Source organism: Streptomyces apocyni (assembly GCF_009739465.1).
Classification (GTDB): Bacteria; Actinomycetota; Actinomycetes; order Streptomycetales; family Streptomycetaceae; genus Streptomyces; species Streptomyces apocyni.
In genome coordinates this window covers 1-22,679 of sequence record NZ_WHOM01000068.1, presented here as the reverse complement: position 1 = coordinate 22,679, position 22,679 = coordinate 1, and the positions used below count along the sequence as shown (strand labels likewise).

The window sequence follows — 22,679 nt, the reverse complement described above, 5'->3', positions numbered from 1 at the left end:
GGCGCGGCATCGCACTCGCCACGGCACAGCACCGCGCCCGCCGCCAAGAGGCAGCGGGCGCGGGTCAGGAGCGCACTCAGGAGTACGCGCGGGCGGCTTTACCGCCGCATCGTGAACTCCCGCTTGAGGTCACGCTTGTCCAGCTTCGCGTCGTACCTCGCCAGCGGCTTGGCCTTCGCCTCGTCGGCCTGGACCTTGGCCGGAGCGACACCCGCCCACTCCAGGATCGCGGCGGTGGCCTTCGCGCGCTCGTCAGCCTTCAGCGCGGCGACGTTGGCGCCGTGGTTGGCGCCGGGGGCGACGTAGACGTACGAGTCCTTGGCGAGCCTGCTGAGGCGGAACGGCTCGGCACCCCACGGGTCGTTCTCGCCGTTGACGAAGAGCATCCGCTCGGCGTTGAACCGGACCCAGGTGTCAATGTCCCGCATCTTCCACGGCTTGAACCACATCGGGATGTCACGCGGCACGAACTCCCGCGGCGCCTGGTAGCCGTAGCGCTGGAGGCCATCCAGGTGCGGCTGCTTGATGTCGGGCGAGCCCAGCTCGGTGCCCGCCTGGTAGTAGTACGGCGTGTACCGCTCCAGGCCCTGGTCGGTGTAGAAGGAGAAGCCGGAGATGGTGTCTACGTAGTCGTAGATCTCCTTGTCGGTGGCGGTGGCCGCGGTGGGCACGTCCTTGCAGTCCGCCTCGCTGCTGTACTGCCAGAAGGCCCAGACCATGTCGGAGACGACGGCCTCGTACGACTTGTCGAGGCTGCCGACGGTGTTGAAGGTGGCGCCGGACTCGGCCGCCCAGTCGGCGTACCGCTTCTTCAGCGGCTCACGGCGTACCAGTGCCTCGCGCTGCACCGCGTTCAGGGCGTCGCGGCACTCTTTGGTGCCGACGTTCTCGAAGAAGCGGTCGTAGGCCGAGTCCTCCCTGTTCACCACGTCGTTGGGCGCGACGTAGGCGACGACACCGTCCATGTCGTTCGGGTGGAAGCGCTCGTAGTACGTCGCCGTCATGCCGCCCTTGGAACCGCCGGTTGACAGCCAGTTCTTGCGGTAGATCGGCTTCAGCGCCTTGAAGATGCGGTGCTGGTCGTCGGCCGCCTGCCGGATGTTCAGGTCGGACCAGTTGGCGGGGCTCGGCCGGGAGGGATCGAAGAAGCGGTACTCCATCGACACCTGGTTACCGTCGATGATCCGCGTCGGCTCACTGCGGAACGGGTTGGTGTAGAGGTGGTAGCCCGACGTGTGGAAGACCGTCGGGCGGTTGGTGTCCTTGTGCAGGACCGACAGTCGCTGCTGGAACGTCCCCTTGTACGGCCGCCGGTGGTCAACCGGCTGCGTGTAGTTGAGAACGAAGTACCGATAGCCGTCGTACGGCTTCTCCTCGATCAGGCTCATGCCCGGTATCGCGAGGAGCCGGTCCTTGATGTCGGTCGCCTCTGGCTCGGCGGCGGTGGCCGCCCCAGCCGCACTCAAGGTACCTATCAGCACCACGAGCGACAGCAGCCATCTGAGCGCCTTGCGCATGCACCCTCCCCTGGGGTCACGGTGTCCGCTGGGTTCACGGATTTCCGCCGGAACCTATCGGAGCAAGTGGCCTGGCACCAGGGGTCATTGAGAGCTATGGGCGGCTTTCCTGTGGTTCAGCACAGGATCCAGCCAGAACTCACCGAGCCCTGACCGACCTTTCCCCTGACCCATACACACCGTTTGCCCGCATAGACCTTGACGGGCCCCGCGTACTGGGTGAACTGGCCCGCGTTCCGCACCGGCCGGGCGCCGCGCGCCTGCACGCTCACGGACATGTACTGGCGCTTGCCCGCCTTGTGGGGCCGCGCCACCGCGCAGAGGAAGCCGCGGCTCTTGTAGACGTGAGCGGCGCCGGTGGAGAACGACAGGGTGCGCACCTTCTTGCCCGCGCAGGGCCCGGCCGCGTGCGCCGCCCCCGTGCCGGGTCCGGCCAGGCCGATCAGCAGACCGGCCGTCAGCAGGGCAGCGCAGAGCGCGACCCGTCGCCCGCGTCCCATGGCTGTCCCCCCAGAGCGCACAGCTGTCCCCTCCCGAGTCGGCGGCGTTCAGAGGTACGGACGCGGCGGGGCGGGCGAACGGTTGCACGTAACTCGAACGTGTTCTGTGGGGCGCTACGCGCGCGTACGCCTACGCCGCCGCAGACTCCGGCTCTCCCACGAACGTCCGCCACAGCTCCGCGTACCGCCCGTCCAGCGCCAACAGCTCCTCGTGCGTGCCGTCCTCGGCGACCCGGCCGTGGTCCATCACCACCACCCGGTCCGCCCGCGCCGCCGTCGTCAGCCGGTGCGCGACGACCAGCGTCGTACGACGGCCCGCGATCCGGTCCGTCGCCTGGTTGACCTGCGCCTCAGTGGCCAGGTCGAGCGCGGCCGTGGCCTCGTCAAGGAGCAGGATGTCGGGGTCGACCAACTCGGCGCGGGCCAGGGCGATCAGCTGGCGCTGCCCCGCCGAGAGGTTGCGGCCGCGCTCGCTGACCTCGTGCAGGTAACCGCCGTCCAGGGTGGCGATCATGTCGTGCGCGCCGACCGCCCGGGCCGCCGCCTCCACCTGCGCGTCCGTCGCCTCCGGGCGGCCGTACGCGATCGCGTCGCGCACCGTACCCGAGAAGAGGTACGCCTCCTGGGGGACCACACCGAGCCGGTGGCGGTACGCCGTCAGGTCCAGCGCGCGCAGGTCCGTGCCATCGACCGTGACCCGGCCGCTGGTGGGGTCGTAGAACCGGGCGACCAGCTTGACCAGCGTCGACTTGCCCGCGCCGGTCTCGCCGACGAAGGCGACGGTCTGACCCGCCGGAATGCGCAAGTCCACCTCGCTGAGCGCCTCCTCCTCGCCGTTGTACGCGAAACGCACGTCCTCGAAGGCGACTTCGCCCCGCAGCGACTCAACGGGCCGCGGCTTGTCGGCCGCCGCCGTCGAGGTCGGCTCCCGCAGCAGCTCCTGAATGCGGCCGAGCGAGACGGACGCCTGCTGGTACCCGTCGAAGACCTGCGACAACTGCTGTACGGGCGCGAAGAACAGCTCGATGTAGAGGAGGTACGCGACCAGCGCACCGGTCGTCAGAGTCCCCGCCTCGACCCGGCCCGCGCCCACCATCAGCACCGCGGCCGCCGCCACCGACGACAGCAACTGCACGAACGGGAAGTAGACCGAGATCAGCCACTGGCCGCGGATACGGGCCCGGCGGTAGCTGTCACTGTTCTCGGTGAACCGCGCGTAGCTGCCGCGCTCGCGCTGGAAGGCCTGCATGATCCGCAGCCCGGCGACCGACTCCTGGAGGTCGGCGTTGACCAGCGACACCCGCTCGCGGGCGAGTTCGTACGCCTTCACGCTCGACTTGCGGAAGAAGTACGTGCCGACGATCAGGACGGGGAGGGTCGCGAAGACGACCAGCGCCAGACCCACGTCGATCACGAGCAGCGCGACCATGATGCCGAAGAAGGTCACGACGGACACGAAGGCGGTGACCAGACCGGTCTGCAGGAAGGTGGACAGCGCGTCCACATCCGTGGTCATCCGCGTCATGATCCGGCCGGTCAGCTCGCGCTCGTAGTAGTCGAGTCCGAGCCGCTGCAACTGCGCGAAGATCTTCAGCCGGAGCGAGTACAGGACGCGCTCGCCGGTACGGCCCGTCATCCGGATCTCACCGATCTGCGCCGCCCACTGCACCAGCACGACCACCAGGCCGAGCACCGCCGCCACCCACACCGCGCCGAGCGCCGCCTGCTGCACGCCCTCGTCGATGCCGTGCCGGATCAGTACCGGCAGCAGCAGGCCCATGCCCGCGTCGACGGCGACCAGGCTGAGGGCGACGAGCAGCGGCAGCCCGAAGCCGCGGAGCAGCCTGCGCAGCCCGTACGACTCCTCCGGTTCGACCGCCCGCGCCTCGTCGACGTCCGGAGTGTCGTTGGCCGGGGGCAGCGCGTCGACCCGCGCGAGCAGCTCGGGGCTGGCCGGAGAGCCGGACAGCGCGGCGTCCCTGGGCTCGCGGTCGCCCGCCCACAGGGTCGGCGTGATGCCCCGCTCGGCGTCGAACTCCGCGTCCAGTTCCGCCCGTACGGAGGTGTCGTCCAGGCCGGTGTCGGCGGTGGACGTGGGGGGCGTGTGCCCCGGCGATACGCCGCCCAGGCCCTCCGGGTCGGTCAGCAGCCGCCGGTACAGGGGCGAGCGGCGCTCCAGCTCCGCGTGGGTGCCGATGTCGGCGAGCCGCCCGCCGTCGAGTACGGCGATCCGGTCGGCCAGGTTCAGGGTGGACCGGCGGTGGGCGATGAGCAGCGTCGTACGCCCGGCCATCACTCCGCGCAGCGCCTCGTGGATTTCGTGCTCCACGCGCGCGTCGACGGCGGAGGTGGCGTCGTCGAGCAGCAGCAGCCGGGGGTCGGTGAGGATCGCCCGCGCCAGCGCGATCCGCTGCCGCTGACCGCCGGACAGGGTCAGCCCCTGCTCGCCGACGGTCGTGTCGTAGCCATCCGGCAGCTCGTCGATGAATCGGTCCGCCTGGGCGGCGCGCGCGGCGGTCTCGATCTGCTCCTGAGTGGCGTCCGGCACCCCGTAGGCGATGTTCGCCCGCACCGTGTCCGAGAACAGGAAGCTGTCCTCGGGTACGAGCCCGATGGCGGCCCGCAGGGAATCGAGGGTCAACTCCCGCACATCGTGCCCGCCGACCAGCACGGCACCCTGGGTGACGTCGTAGTAGCGGGGCAGCAGCATCGAGACGGTCGACTTGCCGCTGCCGGACGAGCCGACCACGGCGACGGTCTCACCGGGCCGGATCGTCAGCGAGAAGTCCTCGAGTACGGGCCGCCCGTCCACGTAGGCGAACCCGACCCCGTCGAACGCGACGGTGGCGGGAGCATCGGCGGGAAGCTCCCGCCCCCCGTCCTCGATCTCCGGCTCGGTATCGATCAGATCGAGCACCCGCTCCGCACCGGCGCGCGCCTGCTGCCCCACGGTGAGCACCATGGCCAGCATCCGCACCGGCCCGACCAACTGCGCCAGATACGTCGAGAAGGCGACGAACGTACCGAGCGTGATCTCCCCACGGACCGCCAGCCAGCCACCCAGCGCCAGCATCGCGACCTGCCCGAGCGCCGGAACGGACTGCAACGCCGGGGTGTACCGGGAATTGAACCGAATGGTCCGCATCCGCCCCGCGAACAGCTTGCGGCCCACCCCCTTGAGCTTGTCGCCCTCCTGCTCCTCCTGCCCGAATCCCTTGACCACCCGCACCCCGGTCACGGCCCCGTCGACGACCCCCGCGACGGCGGCCGCCTGGGCCTGCGCGTACCAGGTGGCGGGGTGCAGCCGGGTCTTGCTGCGCTTGGCGATAAACCAGACGGCGGGCGCCACGGCGAGCGCGACCAGGGTCAGCGGCAGCGAAAGCCAGGCCATGATCGCCAGCGAGATAAAGAAAAGCAGAAAGTTACCGATAGTCATCGGCAACATAAACAGCAGCCCCTGGATCAGCTGCAGATCACTGGTCGCGCGCCCGACCACCTGCCCGGTGGACAGCTCGTCCTGCCGCCGCCCGTCCAGCTTGGTGATGGTCCCGTACATGTCCGTACGCAGATCGTGCTGTACGTCGAGGGCGAGCCGTCCACCGTAATACCGCCGAATGTACGTCAGCACGTACACGACAACCGCGGCGCCGATCAGCAGCCCGGTCCAGACGGCCAGCGACCGCGTCCGGGTGTCGATCACGTCATCAATGATCACCTTGGTGATCAGCGGTACGAGCGCCATCACGGCCATACCGCCGAGCGAGGCCCCCAGCGCGAGCACCACGTCCTTCGGGTACCGCCACGCGTACCCGGCCAGCCGCCGCGCCCACCCCTGCTCCACCACCGGTGCCACCGATGCCTCCCGTCGTACGGATCTGCCGGAAGCACCAACGCGGGGAGGGGCGGATTTCATCCCTGGGGTGCGGTGGGCGCCGCTCAGGGGGCCTGCTCAGGCGAGTTCGTCAGGCGGCTTCGTCAGGCGGCTTCGTTCAGGTGGCTCCGTCAGGCGGCTTCGTTCAGGAGGCGGGACAGGTGGTCGTGGCCCTGCTCGAGGAGGCCCTCGAGGGGAGCGGCCGCCTCGTACCAGCGCTTCTCGTATTCCCAGCAGAGCCAGCCGTCCCAGCCCGCGCGGCTGAGGAGTTCGACGCATTCGGTGAGGGGCAGGACGCCGGTGCCGAGGGGGAGCGGGGTGGTGTCGTCGGGGGAGGCGATGTCCTTGACCTGGACGTAGCCGAGGTGGGGAGCCAGGGCGGCGTGGGACGCGGAGGGCTGTTCGCCGCCTAGCCAGGTGTGCATGACGTCCCAGAGCGCGCCGACGACGCCGGGGCGGCCGACCTGGTCCAGGACGCGGGCCGTCGCGGCTCCCGTGCGGTGGGAGTCGTGGGTTTCGAGGAGGATGCGGACGCCTAGCCCGCTGGCGTACTCGGCTACCGCGTTCAGGCGGCGCACGGCGGTCGAGTCTGCGTCGGTGGTGCTCTGGGTGTCGGTGGCGCCGGGGAAGACCCGGACGTTCGGGGCGCCGAGGTCGTGGGCCAGTTCCGCCAGGGACCGGATCTCCGCCAGTACGGGGGCGTCCTCGCCGGGCGCCGCCACGCGCGCGTAGCCGCCGACACCGAGGATCTCGACGCCGCTCGCCTTGAACTCGGCGGCGGTGTCGGCGCGTGCGTCGGGGCCGATGCCGGGGTGTACCGGCTCTTCGGGGTGCGCGCGCAGTTCCACGCCGTGGTAGCCGTGGGACGCGGCGAGCCGGACCACGTCCGGGATGGGCAGTCCGGGCATGCCGAGGGTGGAGAAGGCCAACTTCATGCGGGCTCCAGGGTCCGTCCGGGGAATCCGGACCCTAGCAGCGGCGCACGCCAGGTCAAGGCGATGTGCGCCTAGGTCGTGTCCGCAAAGTCCCGTCGTCGCCGGGCAGGCGGGACTTTGCGGACACGGCCTAGGGCTCGTCGAGTCGCAGGCGCCAGTCCTGGCCCACCAGGTCCACCCCGAAAGAGCGGTGCGGCCGCTCCGAGGTCAGGACGAAGCCGTGGCGCTGGTAGATGCCGCGGGCGGCTCGCAGGACGTCGTTTGTCCACAGGACCAGCTCGCGGTAGCCCTGCTCGCGGGCGAAGTCGACGCAGGCGCTCACCAGCAGGTCGCCGATGCCGTGCCCGCGTGCCTCCGGCTCGACCAGCAGCAGGCGCAGCCGCGCCGTGCCGGGCGCCGCGTCGCGTACGCACATCACGGAGCCGACGGGACGGCCGTCCAGTTCGGCGATCCACACCCGCTCCAGGTACGGGTCGTGGTCCTCGGCGAAATCGGCCACGATGCGGGCGACGAGGCCCTCGTAGTCGGTGTTCCAGCCGAACTCGGCGGCGTACAGGACCGCGTTGCGGTGCACCATCCAGCCGAGGTCGCCCGGCAGGGGGTCACGCAGGCGTACGTGGGCCGCCGCTTCAGGGGTCATGCGGAGTCCTCCGTATCAGCTGGTGCCCGGGAGCGTGCCGCCAACATAGTGGCGGGTGCTGCCCGCCGCTCGCCGCCCTGTCGCCTAGCCCGTCAGCCGCGTGGCGGCGCCGTCGAGTCCCGTACCGTCAGCTCCCCGCTCACCACCGCCACACCACCCGGCGGCTCCGGCTCACGGCCCGCCGCGATCCGCCCGGCGCGCGCCCCGGCGTCGTGCAGCGGCAGCCGTACGGTGGTGAGCGCGGGGGTGGCGTCGACGCTGAACGGGAGGTCGTCGAAGCCCGCCACCGACACGTCGTCCGGTATCCGCAGCCCCCGCTCGCGCAGCGCCGCGCAGGCACCCAGTGCCACGGTGTCGTTGGCGGCCACGATCGCCGTCAGGTCCGGGTCCCGGCGCAGCAGTTCGCCGATCGCCTGGAAGCCGGAGGCCCGGTCGTAGGCGCCGTGCACGGTGAGCTCGGGGCGCGCGGGGAGGCCCGCCGCGGACAGGGCCTCGTGGTGGCCCTCCAGGCGGTGGCGGGTGGTCGTGCGCTCATGCGGGCCCGCGATGTAGCCGATGCGCCGGTGGCCCAGGGCGAGCAGATGGTCGGTGAGGGCCCGGCCGCCGCCACGGTTGTCGAAGGCGAGCGCTGCGGCCCCGGTGTCGGGCGCGGGCGGCCGCCCGCACAGCACGACCCGGGTCCCGGCGTCGGTCAGCCGTCGCAGCTTGGCGCCGAGCGCCGCGGCGTGCTCGGCGTCCTCGATGGCGCCACCGGTGATGACGACCGCGGCGGCGCGCTGGCGCTGGAGGAGCGTGAGGTACGTCAGTTCGCGCTCGGGCGAGCCGCCGGTGTTGCACACCACCGCGAGGCGCTCGCCGCCCGCCCGGCCGCCGGGACCGCTGATCTCCGACTGGACCGCGCTGGCCATGATCCCGAAGAACGGGTCCGCGATGTCGTTGACGAGGATGCCGACCAGATCGGATGTGGCGGCGGCGAGCGAGCTGGCGGGCCCGTTGAGCACGTAGTCCAGTTCGGCGACCGCGCTCAACACCCGCTCGCGGGTGGCCTCGGCGACGGGGTAGTTGCCGTTCAGTACGCGCGAGACGGTCGCGGCGGAGACCCGCGCACGCGCGGCCACATCAGCCAGGGTCACGGTCATCTTGGCCTCCACAGCCGCTCGCTCACTTCGCCCACTTCGCCCACTTCGCCCACTTCGCCCAATGCGCCACGACGTCTTGTCCGGGCCATGGGAGGCAGGCTAGCTTTTCTCACGATAGAAAGCGCTTGCTATCCAGCTCGGGGCAGGCATCGAGCTCGGGGCAGGCGCTGCCGCGTACAGCCGAGAGGGACATTCGTGACACGCAAGACGGTGCGCATCGCCATGAACGGCGTGACGGGGCGGATGGGCTACCGCCAACACCTGGTCCGCTCGATCCTCGCGCTGCGCGAGCAAGGCGGCCTCGACCTCGGCGACGGCACCACGCTGTGGCCCGAGCCCGTCCTCGTAGGCCGCCGCGAGCACGCGCTACGGGCGCTCGCCGAGCGCCATGACCTGGAGCACTGGTCCACCGACCTGGACACGGTCCTCGCCGACGACTCGGTCGACATCTACTTCGACGCCCAGGTCACATCGGCCCGCGAGGAGGCGCTGCGCCAGGCGATCGCCGCGGGCAAGCACCTCTACACCGAGAAGCCGACCGCCACCGGCCTGGACGGCGCGCTGGAGCTGGCGCGTCTCGCGAACGCGGCGGGCGTCAAACACGGTGTCGTCCAGGACAAGCTGTTCCTGCCCGGCCTGCTCAAGCTGAAGCGGCTGATCGACGGCGGCTTCTTCGGCCGGATTCTGTCCGTACGCGGCGAGTTCGGCTACTGGGTCTTCGAGGGCGACTGGCAGGAGGCCCAGCGCCCCAGCTGGAACTACCGCGCCCAGGACGGCGGCGGCATCGTGGTCGACATGTTCCCGCACTGGGAGTACGTGCTCCACGAGCTGTTCGGCCAGGTCCGTACCGTCCAGGCGCTCACCGCCACCCACATACCGCAGCGCTGGGACGAGCGGGGCAAGCCGTACGACGCGACCGCGGACGACGCCGCGTACGGCATCTTCGAGCTGGACGGCGGTGTGGTCGCGCAGTTCAACTCCTCCTGGGCGGTGCGGGTCAACCGCGACGAGCTGGTCGAGTTCCAGGTCGACGGCACCGAGGGCTCGGCCGTCGCCGGACTGCGCGACTGCCGCGTCCAGCACCGCGCCACCACCCCCAAGCCGGTCTGGAACCCCGACCTGCCGGTGACCGAGTCCTTCCGCGACCAGTGGCAGGAAGTACCCGACAACCAGGACGGCGCCGACGGGTTCGGCAACGGCTTCAAGGCCCAGTGGGAGTTGTTCCTGCGGCACGTCTACGCCGACGCGCCGTACCGCTGGGACCTCCTCGCGGGCGCGCGCGGCGTACAACTCGCCGAACTGGGCCTGAGGTCCTCGGCCGAGGGCCGCCGCCTCGACGTTCCGGAGCTGACGCTGTGACCGTCCTGCTGCCACGCGCGGGTGGCGGTACGTACGCCTACGAGCCCCGCACCGAGCCCCGCACCGAGCCCCGCACCGAGCCTCGCACCGAGCCGCTCGCCGTCACCGAAGACGCCCCGCTCACCTCCCGTACGGTCTTCTCCGCCGCACACGTCGTCGCCGACCCGTACGCCGACACCTCGCTGGACGCCCCGGCCGCCGTCGACTGGGACGCCACCCTCGCCTTCCGCCGCCACCTGTGGTCGCACGGGCTCGGCGTCGCCGAGGCGATGGACACCGCCCAGCGGGGCATGGGCCTGGACTGGCCGGTCGCCGCGGAACTCATCAAGCGCTCCGCCGCCGAGGCCGCGACCGTCGGCGGAAAGATCGCCTGCGGTGTCGGCACCGACCAGCTCACGGCGGGCTCCCTCAGCGACGTACGCGCCGCCTACGAGGCCCAGCTCGCCATCGTCGAGGACGCGGGCGCCCAGGCCATCCTGATGGCCTCCCGGGCCCTCGCGGCCACCGCCATAGGCCCCGAGGACTACCTCCAGGTGTACGGTCACCTGCTGCGCCAGGCCACGGAGCCGGTCATCCTGCACTGGCTCGGCCCGATGTTCGACCCGGCGCTCAAGGGGTACTGGGGGTCATCCGACCTGGACATCGCGACCGAGACCTTCCTGGAGGTCATCGCCGCGCACCCGGACAAGGTCGACGGCATCAAGGTCTCCCTCCTGGACGCCGGGCGCGAGGTCGCCCTGCGCCGCCGCCTCCCCAAAGGCGTGCGCTGCTACACGGGAGACGACTTCCACTACCCCCAGCTGATCGAAGGCGACGAGCACGGCTTCAGCCACGCCCTGCTAGGGATCTTCAACCCACTCGGCCCGCTCGCCGCGCAGGCCGTACGCACCCTGGACACCGGCGACAGCGCGCGCTTCCGGGAGCTCCTCGACCCGACGGTGGAACTCTCCCGTCACCTCTTCGCGCCGCCCACCCGCTTCTACAAGACGGGCGTGGTCCTGCTGGCCTGGCTGGCGGGCCACCAGCGGCACTTCTCCATGGTCGGCGGCCTGCAGTCCGCGCGCTCCCTGCCCCATCTGGCCCGCGCCTACGAACTGGCCGACGGACTCGGCCTGTTCCCCGACCCGGCGCTGGCCGAACGCCGGATCAAGGCGCTGCTCGACGTGTACGGAGTCGACCAGTGAACGGGGGCCGAACGGACCTGGCCCGAACGGACCTGACCCGCTTCAGCATCAACCAGATGACGGTCAAGCAGCTCGCCCTGCCCGAACTCGTCGACGCCTGCGTGCGGTCGGGCATCCCCGGCGTCGGCCTGTGGCGCGAGCCGGTCCAGTCGTACGGGCTCGACAAGGCGGCCCGCCTGGTACGGGACGCCGGGCTGACCGTCACCACGCTCTGCCGCGGCGGCTTCCTCACCGCGACCGACTCCCACGCGCGCGTAGGGGCCATCGACGACAACAGGGCGGCGATCGACGAGGCCGCGACGCTCGGCACCGACACCCTGGTCCTCGTCTCCGGCGGCCTGCCACCCGGCAGCCGCGACCTGTACGGAGCCCGGGAGCGCATCGCCGAAGCCCTCGCCGACCTGGCCCCGTACGCGGCGGACCGGGGCGTACGCCTGGCCATCGAACCGCTCCACCCGATGTACGCCGCCGACCGCTGCGTGGTCTCCACGCTCGGCCAGGCACTCGACCTGGCGGAACGCTTCCCCGCCGACCAGGTGGGCGTCTGCGTGGACACGTACCACCTCTGGTGGGACGACCTGGCGCCCGCTCAGCTCGTCCGGGCGGGCGAAGGGCACCGGCTGCACTCCTTCCAGCTGGCCGACTGGGTCACGCCGCTCCCCGCAGGCGTACTCACCGGACGCGGGCAGCTCGGCGACGGGGTCATCGACCTGCGCGAATGGCGCCGTCAGGTGGAGGCGGCCGGGTACACGGGCCCGATCGAGGTGGAGCTCTTCAACGACGCCCTCTGGGCGCGGGACGGGCGCGAGGTCCTCGCCGAGACGGTGGCGTGCTTCCTCGAGCACGCCGGAAAACCACCACCAGAAAAATAACTGCGTGAAGTCGTACAACCCTTTCTGGGTGACGTGGGTCGTACATGGCATCAGGGCTTCTGGAGGGGGATCCGGGGGGATCGGGAGGCCTTGGCTGGGGGGTAACAAGGGGAGGGGTCCCGAGGGGGTTCGGCCGAAGGGCCGGGCCCCCTCGTAGTTTCGTGGGCTCGAGCGGGCCCAAGTTATCCACAGGCTCCCCGCGCTGTCGTACCCCGGCGGTAGCGTCGAGTCATGTCCAACCAGACGGTGCCCCAGCTGGCCGTGCTCGAGGGAGTCCTGGAGCGGATCACGTATGCCAACGACGAGAACGGCTACACGGTCGCCCGGGTCGACACCGGCCGCGGTGCGGGCGACCTGCTCACGGTCGTCGGCTCGCTGCTGGGCGCCCAGGTCGGGGAGTCGCTGCGGATGGAGGGCCGCTGGGCCTCGCACCCGCAGTACGGCAAGCAGTTCACGGTGGAGAACTACACGACGGTGCTGCCCGCCACCGTCCAGGGCATCCGCCGCTATCTCGGCTCAGGCCTGATCAAAGGCATCGGGCCGGTGATGGCCGACCGCATCACCACCCACTTCGGGGTGGACACCCTCGACATCATCGAATCCGAACCGAAGCGGCTCATCGAAGTCCCCGGACTCGGCCCGAAGCGCACGAAGATGATCGCCGCCGCCTGGGAGGAACAGAAGGCCATCAAGGAGGTGATGGTCTTCCTCCAGGGCGTCGACGTCTCCACGTCCATCGCGGTGCGGATCTACAAGAAGTACGGCGACGCCTCGATCTCCATAGTCAAGAACCAGCCCTACCGCCTCGCCGCGGACGTCTGGGGCATCGGCTTCCTCACCGCCGACCGCATCGCCCAGGCCGTCGGCATCCCGCACGACAGCCCGGAGCGGGTCAAAGCCGGGCTCCAGCACGCCCTGTCGCAGTCGTCCGACCAGGGGCACTGCTTCCTGCCCGAGGAACAGCTCATCACGGACGCGGTCAAGCTCCTCCAGGTCGACACCGGCCTCGTCATCGATTGCCTCGCCGAACTCGCGGCCGACGAGGAGGGGGTCGTACGGGAGCGCGTGCCGGGCCCCGAAGGCGGGGAGCCGGTCACCGCCGTCTATCTGGTGCCCTTCTACCGGGCCGAGCTGTCACTCGCCGCGCAGCTGCTACGGCTGCTGCGCAGCGACGACGACCGGATGCCCGCCTTCGGCGACGTGCCCTGGGACAAGGCACTGGCCTGGCTCGCCGACCGCACCGGCGCCGAACTCGCCCCCGAGCAGGAGCAGGCGGTCAAGCTGGCCCTCACCCAGAAGGTCGCCGTACTCACCGGCGGCCCCGGCTGCGGCAAGTCCTTCACAGTCCGCTCCATCGTCGAGCTGGCCCGCGCCAAGAAGGCCAAGGTGGTCCTCGCGGCCCCCACCGGGCGGGCCGCCAAACGACTCGCCGAGCTCACCGGAGCCGAGGCCTCCACCGTGCACCGCCTCCTTGAACTGAAGCCCGGCGGTGACGCGGCGTACGACCGGGACCGGCCGCTGGACGCCGATCTGGTGGTGGTCGACGAGGCGTCGATGCTCGATCTGCTGCTCGCCAACAAGCTGGTGAAGGCGGTGGCACCCGGTGCCCACCTCCTCCTGGTGGGTGACGTCGACCAGCTGCCGAGCGTCGGCGCGGGGGAGGTGCTGCGGGACCTTCTCAGCGAGGGCGGCCCGGTCCCCGCCGTCCGGCTGACCAGGATCTTCCGCCAGGCCCAGCAGTCCGGCGTGGTGACCAACGCCCACCGCATCAACTCCGGGGTGCCGCCCGTCACGCAGGGGATGAGTGACTTCTTCCTCTTTGTCGAAGACGAGACCGAGGACGCCGGGAAGCTGGCCGTCGATGTCGCGGCCCGGCGCATTCCCGCCAAGTTCGGGCTCGACCCGCGGCGCGACGTCCAGGTGCTGGCCCCCATGCACCGCGGCCCGGCCGGAGCGGGAACGCTGAACGGCCTGCTCCAGCAGGCGATCACCCCCGCCAGGCCCGACCTGCCGGAGAAGCGGTTCGGCGGCCGCGTCTTCCGCGTCGGCGACAAGGTCACCCAGATCCGTAACAACTACGAGAAGGGCACCAGCGGCGTCTTCAACGGCACGGTCGGCGTCGTCACCTCCCTCAACGTCGACGATCAGCGGCTCACCGTCCTGACCGACGAGGACGAGGAGGTGCCGTACGACTTCGATGAACTCGACGAACTGGCGCACGCCTACGCGGTGACGATCCACCGCTCCCAGGGCAGCGAGTACCCCGCCGTGGTGATCCCGGTCACCACCAGCGCCTGGATGATGCTGCAGCGGAACCTGCTCTATACCGCCGTCACCCGAGCCAAGAAGCTGGTCGTCCTGGTCGGCTCCCGCAAGGCCCTTGGCCAGGCAGTACGCACGGTCTCAGCGGGCAGGCGCTGTACGGCCCTCGCGCATCGGCTGCGCGGCGCCCCCGTCGGCGGCACCGCTGTCGCTAGCGGACCCCCGGGTGGCGCCCCGTCACCCAGGTGATCGATCATTTCGGTGGTGTGTGTCACGGAGGGGTTCCAGAACCTGGGCGGAGGGGGCAGGATGAGCAGGCTGACGGCACTGAGTGCCGTCAATAGGCCCATTGGTCGACCCCGAGTGCACTCTCCAGGGCCAAATGGGGGATGGTAGAGACAGTCAGGGCACCTCGAAGAAGAGGCACAACGTCGGTGAGGGATGACGTGAGCGACAACTCTGTAGTACTGCGGTACGGCGATGGCGAGTACACCTACCCGGTGATCGACAGCACCGTCGGCGACAAGGGCTTCGACATCGGGAAGCTCCGAGCCCAGACCGGTCTGGTGACCCTGGACAGCGGATACGGCAACACCGCCGCCTATAAATCCGCCATCACCTATCTGGATGGCGAAGAGGGCATCCTCCGGTACCGCGGCTACCCGATCGAGCAGCTGGCCGAGCGCTCCACCTTCGTCGAGGTGGCGTACCTGCTCATCAACGGTGAGCTGCCGACCGTCGACGAGCTCTCGACCTTCCGTAACGAGATCACCCAGCACACGCTGCTGCACGAGGACGTCAAGCGGTTCTACGACGGCTTCCCGCGCGACGCGCACCCGATGGCCATGCTGTCGTCGGTGGTCAGCGCGCTGTCCACGTTCTACCAGGACAGCCACAACCCGTTCGACGAGAACCAGCGCCACCTGTCGACGATCCGGCTGCTGGCCAAGCTGCCGACGATCGCCGCCTACGCGTACAAGAAGTCGGTCGGCCACCCGGTCGTCTACCCGAGCAACAACCTCGGCTACGTCGAGAACTTCCTGCGGATGACGTTCTCGGTGCCCGCCGCCGACTACGACCTTGACCCGGTCGTCGTCTCCGCGCTCGACAAGCTGCTGATCCTGCACGCGGACCACGAGCAGAACTGCTCGACCTCCACGGTCCGCCTGGTCGGCTCTTCGCAGGCGAACATGTTCGCCTCGATCTCCGCCGGTATCTCCGCGCTGTGGGGCCCTCTGCACGGTGGCGCCAACCAGTCCGTCCTGGAGATGCTCGAGGGCATCCGGGACTCGGGCAACGACGTGGACACCTTCATCCGCAAGGTGAAGGACAAGGAAGACGGCGTCCGCCTGATGGGCTTCGGCCACCGGGTGTACAAGAACTTCGACCCGCGCGCGAAGATCATCAAGGCCGCGGCGCACGATGTCCTGTCGTCCCTCGGCAAGTCCGACGAACTGCTGGACATCGCGCTCAAGCTGGAGGAGCACGCGCTGTCCGACGACTACTTCGTCGAGCGCAAGCTCTACCCGAACGTCGACTTCTACACCGGCCTGATCTACCGCGCGATGGGCTTCCCGTCCGAGATGTTCACGGTGCTCTTCGCGCTCGGCCGACTGCCCGGCTGGATCGCCCAGTGGCACGAGATGATCAAGGAGCCGGGTTCCCGCATCGGCCGCCCGCGCCAGATCTACACCGGCCACGTCGAGCGGGACTTCGTCCCGGTCGAGGCCCGCTGAGGCCTCCCTCAGCCAGCACGGACCGCACAGCCTCTCAGGCCTGAGAGGTCTGAGGCCTCGGAAGTCTGAGGCCTCAGAAAAGTCTCGGACCTCAGAAGGCTCGGACCTCAGAAGTCGGAAAGCGCCCCGCAGTCGGACCCCCCACGGGCCGACTAGCGGGGCGCTTCCCTTTCCCCGGCGCGAATTCCCCCCACGGGATTCGACCGGGTGTCCGGGTGGGCGCGGTCTGCCGGGACGCGTACCTACGGGTGGGCCGCTCAAGCTCCCCGGTGTACGTGTCCCGGCCAACAACATCCCCGGGACGTCCCCCAAGACGTCCCCCGACGACGGAGCTGCCCCCCAAGACAACCCAGCCATCGCCTAGTTAGACCCACGAACCCCGCCAATGGTTACCCGGGAATCACTGTGATCTACGTCTCCTGCATATGTCCTGTACATGCGCAAGAGGCCTGATATGCCAATCCGGTTCCGAGCGTAAGGGTGTTGTGTGGCCTGTGTCGACTATGTGAAGGACCTGAGGCGCAGACTGTTGGTCACTACGAAGACCGACGAGAAGGCCATCGCCGCACCCGCGATCATCGGATTGAGCAGCCCCGCGGCGGCGAGCGGCAGCGCGGCCACGTTGTACCCGAAGGCCCAGAAGAGGTTGCCCTTGATCGTGGCCAGCGTCCTCCGGGAGAGCCGGATCGCGTCCGCCGCCACCCGCAGATCGCCGCGTACGAGCGTGAGGTCACCGGCCTCGATCGCCGCGTCTGTGCCCGTCCCCATGGCCAGGCCCAGATCGGCGGTGGCCAGCGCCGCCGCGTCGTTGACGCCGTCGCCGACCATGGCCACGACGCGCCCCTCCCGGCGCAGCCGCTCGACGACCGCCACCTTGTCCTGGGGCAGCACCTCGGCGTACACCTCGTCGATGCCGACCTCGGCGGCCACCGCGTCGGCGACCGCTTGGTTGTCCCCGGTCAGCAGGACGGGCCGCAGGCCGAGCGCGCGCAGCTGGGCGACCGCGTCGGCGCTGGTCTCCTTGACCGCGTCGGCGACCGTGAGCACGCCCCGCGCCGCCCTGTCCCAAGCCACGGCCACGGCCGTACGCCCCTGACGCTCGGCTGCCGCCTTGGCGTCGGCGAGCCCGTCCGGGAGCGTGATCCCGGCTTCCGCGAGCAGCCGCTCCCGGCCGACGAGGACGGCGTGCCCGTCTACTGTGCCGCGTACGCCGAGCCCCGCGACGTTCTCGAAGGACGTGGCTGGGGGCAGCGTGCCGACGCGCGTGGTGGCGCCGTCCGCGATGGCCTGGGCGATGGGGTGCTCGGACGCGTGCTCCAGGGCGCCCGCCAGCCGTAGCAGCGTCCGCTCGTCGGTGCTGTCGGTGCTGTCGGTGTCGTTTGAGCGGTCTGACGCGTCTGAGCTGTCGGCGACGTACACCTCGTGCAGGCGCATCTGTCCGCTGGTCACCGTCCCGGTCTTGTCCAGGACGACGGTGTCGACGCGGCGGGTGGACTCCAGTACCTCAGGCCCCCTGATCAGGATGCCGAGCTGGGCGCCGCGTCCGGTGCCGACCATGAGGGCGGTCGGCGTGGCCAGCCCGAGCGCGCAGGGGCAGGCGATGATCAGTACCGCGACGGCGGCGGTGAAGGCGGCGCTGGCGTCGCCGGTGACGGCGAGCCAGCCGCCCAGCGTCCCGGCGGCGATCAGCAGGACGACGGGGACGAAGACGGCGGAGATACGGTCCGCGAGGCGCTGTACGGCGGCCTTCCCGGCCTGTGCGTTCTCGACCAGCTTCGCCATCCGGGCGAGCTGGGTGTCCGAGCCGACCCGGGTCGCCTGGACGACCAGTCGGCCCGAGGCGTTCACACAGCCACCGGCCACCGAGTCGCCGACGGTCACATCGACCGGTACGGACTCGCCGGTCAGCATCGAGGCATCCACCGCTGAGGCACCCTCGACGACGGTGCCGTCCGTCGCGATCTTCTCGCCCGGTCGTACGGCGAAGCGATCGCCGACGGCCAGCCGCTCAACCGGAACACGCACCTCCGTACCGTCGTCGCGCAGAACCGATACGTCCTTGGCGCCGAGTTCGAGCAGCGCCCGTAGGGCGGCGCCCGCCTTCCGCTTGGACCGCGCCTCCAGGTAGCGGCCGAGCAGGATGAAGGTCGTGACGCCCGCGGCGACCTCCAGGTAGAGGGCGCTCGCGCTGTCGGTGCGGGTGATCACCAGGTCGAAGCCGTGCCGCATCCCGGGCATCCCGGCGTCCCCGAGGAACAGCGCCCACAGCGACCACCCGAACGCGGCCAGTGTGCCGACCGAGACCAGGGTGTCCATGGTGGCGGCGGCGTGCCGGGCGTTCGCCCAGGCGGCCCGGTGGAAGGGCAGGCCTGCCCAGACGACGACGGGGGCGGCGAGGGTGAGGGAGAGCCACTGCCAGTTGTCGAACTGCAGGGCGGGGACCATCGCCATCAGGATCACGGGCAGGGCGAGCGCGGCGGAGACGAGGAAGCGCTGACGCAGGGAGGCGAGGGCGGATTCGGCGTAGCCCTCGGCGTTGCTTTCGGCATCGGCATCGGCATCGGCATCGGCAGCGGGCTCGGACTTGACCTCCGACTCGGCCCCGGACCCGGGTGCCGGTTCGGCTGCGGGAGCTGCCGCGGGCGGGCGCAGTTCCCGGGCGGAGTAGCCCAGCTTCTCCACCTCGGCGATCAGGTCGGCGACATCGACCCCGCGCCCGCTCTCGACCCCGCTCCCGTCGCCGCCCGCGCTCCCGTCGCCGTCCCCGCCCGCGTCGCCACCCCCGCCCCCATTCACGTACGAGATCGTCGCCTTCTCGGTGGCGAAGTTGACCGTGGCGGTCACGCCCGGCATGCGGTTCAGCTTCTTCTCGATGCGGGCGGAGCAGGAAGCGCAGGTCATCCCGCCGATGGAGAGCTCGGTCTCGGAGCTTCCCACGGCTCGCGTGCCGTTCGTCGCCGTGCGGGTCATGGCGGTACGTCCTGGTGCTCTAGCTGGTGCTCTGGGTGCGCCGCTGGGCGCTCTGCCGGTCTTGGGGGTGCGCGGACGTCGCACCCGCACACCCCCCAACGTACGACTCGTGTGTGCCAGGCCTTGTCGCGTCAGGCCCCTGCCGCGGCAGGCCTTCTCGCGTCAGGCCTTGCCGGTGAGCTCGTAGCCCGCTTCGTCCACGGCGGCGCGTACGGCGGCCTCGTCGAGCGGAGCGTCGGAGATCACGGTGACCTCACCCGTGGCGGCGACGGCCTTAACGGAGCTGACACCGGCGATCTCGGAGATCTCGCTGGCGACGGCGCCCTCGCAGTGACCGCAGGTCATCCCGCTGACTTGGTAGACGGCGGTCACGGTGCCCTGCTGCGCGGCGGCCTCCGGGGTGTCGTGGCAGGAGCCGTCGGTGGCGCAGCAGGAGCCGGTCTCGGCCTTCGGGGTCTCGGTCTGGGCGGTCATGTCGTTCTCCTCGTCCAAAGGGTGGGGGCGGGCGTGGCGGCATAGCGTCAACGCGTCGAGATGGCCGGAATCCATGATTCCAGGTCCTCCGACGCTCACCACTGTATACCCCTAGGGGGTACGTTTCCAAGAGGGGTCGCGGTGTGCGAGTGAGCGCGCCCAGGTGATGGCCATGAGCGAGATGACGACCAGCCCTCCCACCGAGAACAACGTGAACAGGTGCTGCTGTGCGGAGGTCGGCTCGGGAATGTAGCCCTGCGCGAAGAGCGACCGCTGAAGATCGCTGGTGGTCAGCATGGCGACCAGCCAGAGTGCGATCCCGTGCATCGAGTCCCACAGTGCGTGCAGCAGCGCGACGCCCAGATAGGTGGCGACGACGGGCCCGGCGAAGCGGAACCGGCCGTCCGGGCGTCGGTACGCCAGCAGTACGGCACCCGCGATCGCCGTCCACAGGCCATGCCCGAACGGCGCGAGCGCGCCGCGCAGGATCTCGGTCTCGAGCAGCGCGCGCAGGTCGATGCCCTCCATGGTGACGGCGGCATTGAAGGCGTACCCCGCACTCTCGAACGCCGCGAAGCCGAAGCCGACACTGGCGCCGAGCACGATGCCCGCCCGTAGCCCGTGAATGCCCGGCTGGCGGCGCAGTACGTACATCAGCGCGAGGAGCTTCACCGCCTCCTCGATCAGACCCACGCCGAGGCCGCTGCCGTGGCGCTCGTACGCCCACAGGACGAACACGGCAGGGATCAGGAAGCTGCCGAGCAGGATCAGGGTCGGCAGCAGGGTGGTGTTCTTGGTGGCGTACGTGACGATCGCGGTCAGCAGCCAGAGGGCGATGCCGCCCCAGAGGCAGTGCTTCCAGAGGCCGGTCCGGATGTCGGGGGCGGTTGGCGTGGAGGCAGGTCCACAACGCATCACTCCGTCAGCTCTTCGTCCAATTCGCCCGAATTCTATGGTAAAAATCCGCTATGGCGCAGTCGGGGACGCTGATTCTGATCATGTCCATCGCGGTGCTCGCGCCGCTTCTCGCGCACGGAGTCAGCCGCTGGCTACCCGTCCCGCTGGTCATCTTCGAAATCCTGCTTGGCATCGCCATCGGCCCCGACGTCCTGGGCTGGGCCGGGCAGGGCGAGGTCATCGACGCGCTCTCCGAACTCGGCCTGGCCATGCTGATTTTCCTCGCCGGATACGAGATCCAGTTCGACAAGGTGCGCGGTGGCACCCTGCGGCGCTCGGTAGGGGCCTGGCTGATCTCCCTCGCCCTGGGGCTGGGACTCGCTCTCCTGCTGGCGGTCTGGTCGGGCTCCTCGAACTCCTCGGGTTCCTCGGACTCCTCGGGCTTCTCCAAGAGCGTGTACATCGGCGTGGCGCTCACCAGCACCGCCCTGGGAACGGTGCTCCCCGTCCTGCGGGACGCCGGGGATCTGCGTACCCGGTTCGGCACGGTGATGATGGCGTTCGGCGCGGTGGGGGAGTTCGGGCCGATCATCGCCATGGCACTGTTGCTCGGGGGACGTTCGCCGGGCCAGTCCACCGTCGTACTCGCCGCTTTCGCGCTGCTGACCGTCGCCGCTGTGTACTGGGCGATGCGCCCCAGACCGCCGTGGTTCTCACGCGTCATCGCCAAGACCCTGCACACCAGCGGCCAGTTCGCCGTACGGCTGGTCGTGCTGCTGCTCGCGCTGATGCTCGGCGCGTCGCAACTCCTCGGCCTCGACGTACTCCTGGGCGCCTTCGCGGCGGGGATGATCGTACGGCTGGTGCTGCACGGGGCCGCCCCGGAAAGCGCGGACGTGGTCCTGGGAAAGATCGAAGGCATGGGCTTCGGCTTCCTCGTACCGCTCTTCTTCGTCACCACCGGCATCGAGTTCGACCTCAAGGCCCTGCTGGAAGGCGGCCGCGCCCTGCTCCTCCTGCCCGCCTTCCTCCTCCTCTTCCTGGTCGTACGCGGCCTCCCGGTCTGGTTCCTCGCCCCACGCGACCTGGCCCCACGCGACCGCCGCGCGCTCACCCTGTACGCGTCCACGGCGCTCCCTCTCGTCGTGGCGATCACCACACTCGGCCTGGATGACGGGGCCCTGGAGTCGGGGGAGGCGGCGGCGTTGGTGGGGGCGGGGATGGTGTCCGTACTGCTCTTCCCGCTTCTGGCGCTGAAGTTGAGGGCGGCGGGCGGAGCCGGGGCCGGAGCCGGAACCGGAGCCGGGAGAAGGCCGCTGGGGTCGCGGGGTCCGACGACGGAGCGAGAGTCGTGGTGACCCGGGTGACCCCCCTCACCTCGACCCTCGCGGACAACTGTCACACCCGGTAGTTAGAGTTACTCTCCGAAGCTCAGGCTTTACGGGGAGGGAAGAAGTGGCAGGCGAGGATAAGTCCGCCGTGCCGGACACGGGGCAGTCGTTCGACACCTTTTACGGGGTCAACCCGCAACAGGCCTTGAAGGTCGAGGCCAAGGCCATGGCGGGCTTCAAGAAGAGAGTCGACGACCTCCTCAAGGAGTTGACCGGCTCCGACGCGGCCCCCGGCAAGATGTCCGGCGAACGTATGACGCGCAGCCACCTGGGATCACCGGACTTCCGGGAAGCCCAGTTCCTCTACGAGACGTTCAACGTCGTCCACACGGAACTGGAAAAGCTGTCGAAGGCACTCGGCGCCCAGATCGAGGGCATGGGCCTGGCGGTCCACGCCTCACAGAAGGGCTACGACGGTATCGACCAGGCGACCCGCGACCGCATGAAGGCGATCAACGCGGAGGTCGAGAAGTACTACGACCCCGGCCGCGACCCCTACGCCGAACTGCCCGCCGCGCAGCCTGCTGACGCGGGCAATAAGGATGTCAGTAAGGAGACGGGCTTCTGATGGCAGCAGAACGAGGCGGCAACGGAAACGGGGGCGGCGAGGGCAGCAGGGGCGGCCAGGGCGGGGGCGGTCGGCCCGCGTGGCCGGGGTTGCAGTCCACGGACTTCGAGTCGATGTCGCATGCGCAGTTGGTGGCGTTGCTGGCGTCGGCGAACGCGTCGGGTCCGGCGGAGCTGGCGCGGAAGCTGTCCTCGGCGGCGAAGACGATCTCGAAGATCGGCGACGACCTGAAGACGCATGTGGGTGGCCTGCGTTGGCAGGGTGACGGCGGCGACACGTTCCGCGAGTGGGGCAACCAGTCCGCGAACGCGACGCTGCGGCTTGGCGATTACAGCCGGGTCGCGGCGCAGTGGCTGGAGGAGGC

General features: G+C 70.1%; 15 protein-coding genes and 2 pseudogenes. 8 read left to right on the top strand and 9 right to left on the bottom strand.

Going from position 1 to position 22,679, the window contains the following annotated elements:
- Positions 1-98 precede the first annotated feature (98 nt).
- The 6 genes and pseudogenes from GCN81_RS23940 to GCN81_RS23915 form a co-directional block, all read right to left on the bottom strand.
- Positions 99-1,517 carry an alpha/beta hydrolase family protein gene (locus GCN81_RS23940; RefSeq protein WP_156726540.1) on the bottom strand — a complete coding sequence of 473 codons (1,419 nt, stop codon included), beginning with the start codon at positions 1,515-1,517 and terminating at the stop codon, positions 99-101.
- Between the two features lie 116 nt (positions 1,518-1,633).
- The gene (locus tag GCN81_RS23935) at positions 1,634-2,017 is read right to left on the bottom strand and encodes a hypothetical protein (RefSeq protein WP_156726539.1); all 384 of its coding nucleotides are present in this window, start codon (positions 2,015-2,017) and stop codon (positions 1,634-1,636) included.
- A 130-nt stretch (positions 2,018-2,147) separates the two neighbouring features.
- Positions 2,148-5,870 (bottom strand): ABC transporter ATP-binding protein, encoded by a 3,723-nt coding sequence (locus tag GCN81_RS23930; RefSeq protein WP_231626923.1) that lies wholly within the window; start codon positions 5,868-5,870, stop codon positions 2,148-2,150.
- A 149-nt stretch (positions 5,871-6,019) separates the two neighbouring features.
- Positions 6,020-6,823, bottom strand: a complete 804-nt coding sequence (locus GCN81_RS23925) for a sugar phosphate isomerase/epimerase family protein (protein WP_156726537.1) — start codon at positions 6,821-6,823, stop codon at positions 6,020-6,022.
- Positions 6,824-6,953: 130 nt separating this feature from the next.
- Positions 6,954-7,439 (bottom strand): annotated as a pseudogene (locus GCN81_RS23920) (GNAT family N-acetyltransferase); the annotation flags it as partial.
- A gap of 116 nt (positions 7,440-7,555) precedes the next feature.
- Entirely contained in the window at positions 7,556-8,602 is a 1,047-nt protein-coding gene (locus tag GCN81_RS23915) for a LacI family DNA-binding transcriptional regulator (protein WP_156726536.1), read from the bottom strand.
- A 195-nt stretch (positions 8,603-8,797) separates the two neighbouring features.
- Between GCN81_RS23915 and GCN81_RS23910 the strand changes: the two genes are divergently transcribed.
- The 5 genes from GCN81_RS23910 (at position 8,798) to GCN81_RS23890 (ending at position 16,015) form a co-directional block, all read left to right on the top strand.
- Entirely contained in the window at positions 8,798-9,961 is a 1,164-nt protein-coding gene (locus tag GCN81_RS23910; RefSeq protein ID WP_197287755.1) for a Gfo/Idh/MocA family protein, read from the top strand.
- Positions 9,958-11,145, top strand: a complete 1,188-nt coding sequence (locus GCN81_RS23905) for a dihydrodipicolinate synthase family protein (protein ID WP_156726535.1) — start codon at positions 9,958-9,960, stop codon at positions 11,143-11,145. The genes GCN81_RS23910 and GCN81_RS23905 overlap by 4 nt, the downstream gene beginning before the upstream one ends.
- A 56-nt stretch (positions 11,146-11,201) precedes the next feature.
- Positions 11,202-12,017: a sugar phosphate isomerase/epimerase family protein gene (locus GCN81_RS23900; RefSeq protein ID WP_407698016.1), complete on the top strand. Its 816-nt coding sequence runs from the start codon at positions 11,202-11,204 to the stop codon at positions 12,015-12,017.
- A gap of 231 nt (positions 12,018-12,248) precedes the next feature.
- Positions 12,249-14,528, top strand: coding sequence for an SF1B family DNA helicase RecD2 (gene recD2, locus GCN81_RS23895; RefSeq protein ID WP_407698010.1), 2,280 nt, complete (start codon positions 12,249-12,251; stop codon positions 14,526-14,528).
- A 197-nt stretch (positions 14,529-14,725) separates the two neighbouring features.
- Positions 14,726-16,015, top strand: a complete 1,290-nt coding sequence (locus tag GCN81_RS23890; RefSeq protein ID WP_156726534.1) for a citrate synthase — start codon at positions 14,726-14,728, stop codon at positions 16,013-16,015.
- A 501-nt stretch (positions 16,016-16,516) separates the two neighbouring features.
- Here the strand turns inward: GCN81_RS23890 and GCN81_RS23885 are convergent.
- The 3 genes from GCN81_RS23885 to GCN81_RS23875 form a co-directional block, all read right to left on the bottom strand.
- Complete coding sequence (locus GCN81_RS23885; RefSeq protein WP_156726533.1) at positions 16,517-18,985, bottom strand: heavy metal translocating P-type ATPase; 2,469 nt, start codon at positions 18,983-18,985, stop codon at positions 16,517-16,519.
- Between the two features lie 162 nt (positions 18,986-19,147).
- Positions 19,148-19,459 (bottom strand): heavy-metal-associated domain-containing protein, encoded by a 312-nt coding sequence (locus tag GCN81_RS23880; RefSeq protein WP_156726532.1) that lies wholly within the window; start codon positions 19,457-19,459, stop codon positions 19,148-19,150.
- Between the two features lie 111 nt (positions 19,460-19,570).
- Positions 19,571-20,374 (bottom strand): PrsW family intramembrane metalloprotease, encoded by an 804-nt coding sequence (locus GCN81_RS23875; protein ID WP_156726531.1) that lies wholly within the window; start codon positions 20,372-20,374, stop codon positions 19,571-19,573.
- A gap of 53 nt (positions 20,375-20,427) precedes the next feature.
- Here GCN81_RS23875 and GCN81_RS23870 point away from each other — a divergent pair, with 53 nt between their 5' ends.
- The 3 genes and pseudogenes from GCN81_RS23870 to GCN81_RS23860 form a co-directional block, all read left to right on the top strand.
- Positions 20,428-21,714, top strand: a complete 1,287-nt coding sequence (locus GCN81_RS23870) for a cation:proton antiporter (RefSeq protein ID WP_156726530.1) — start codon at positions 20,428-20,430, stop codon at positions 21,712-21,714.
- A 97-nt stretch (positions 21,715-21,811) separates the two neighbouring features.
- Positions 21,812-22,315: a hypothetical protein gene (locus tag GCN81_RS23865; RefSeq protein WP_156726529.1), complete on the top strand. Its 504-nt coding sequence runs from the start codon at positions 21,812-21,814 to the stop codon at positions 22,313-22,315.
- A pseudogene (locus GCN81_RS23860) lies at positions 22,315-22,679 on the top strand (hypothetical protein); the annotation flags it as partial. The gene GCN81_RS23865 and the pseudogene GCN81_RS23860, both read left to right, overlap by 1 nt.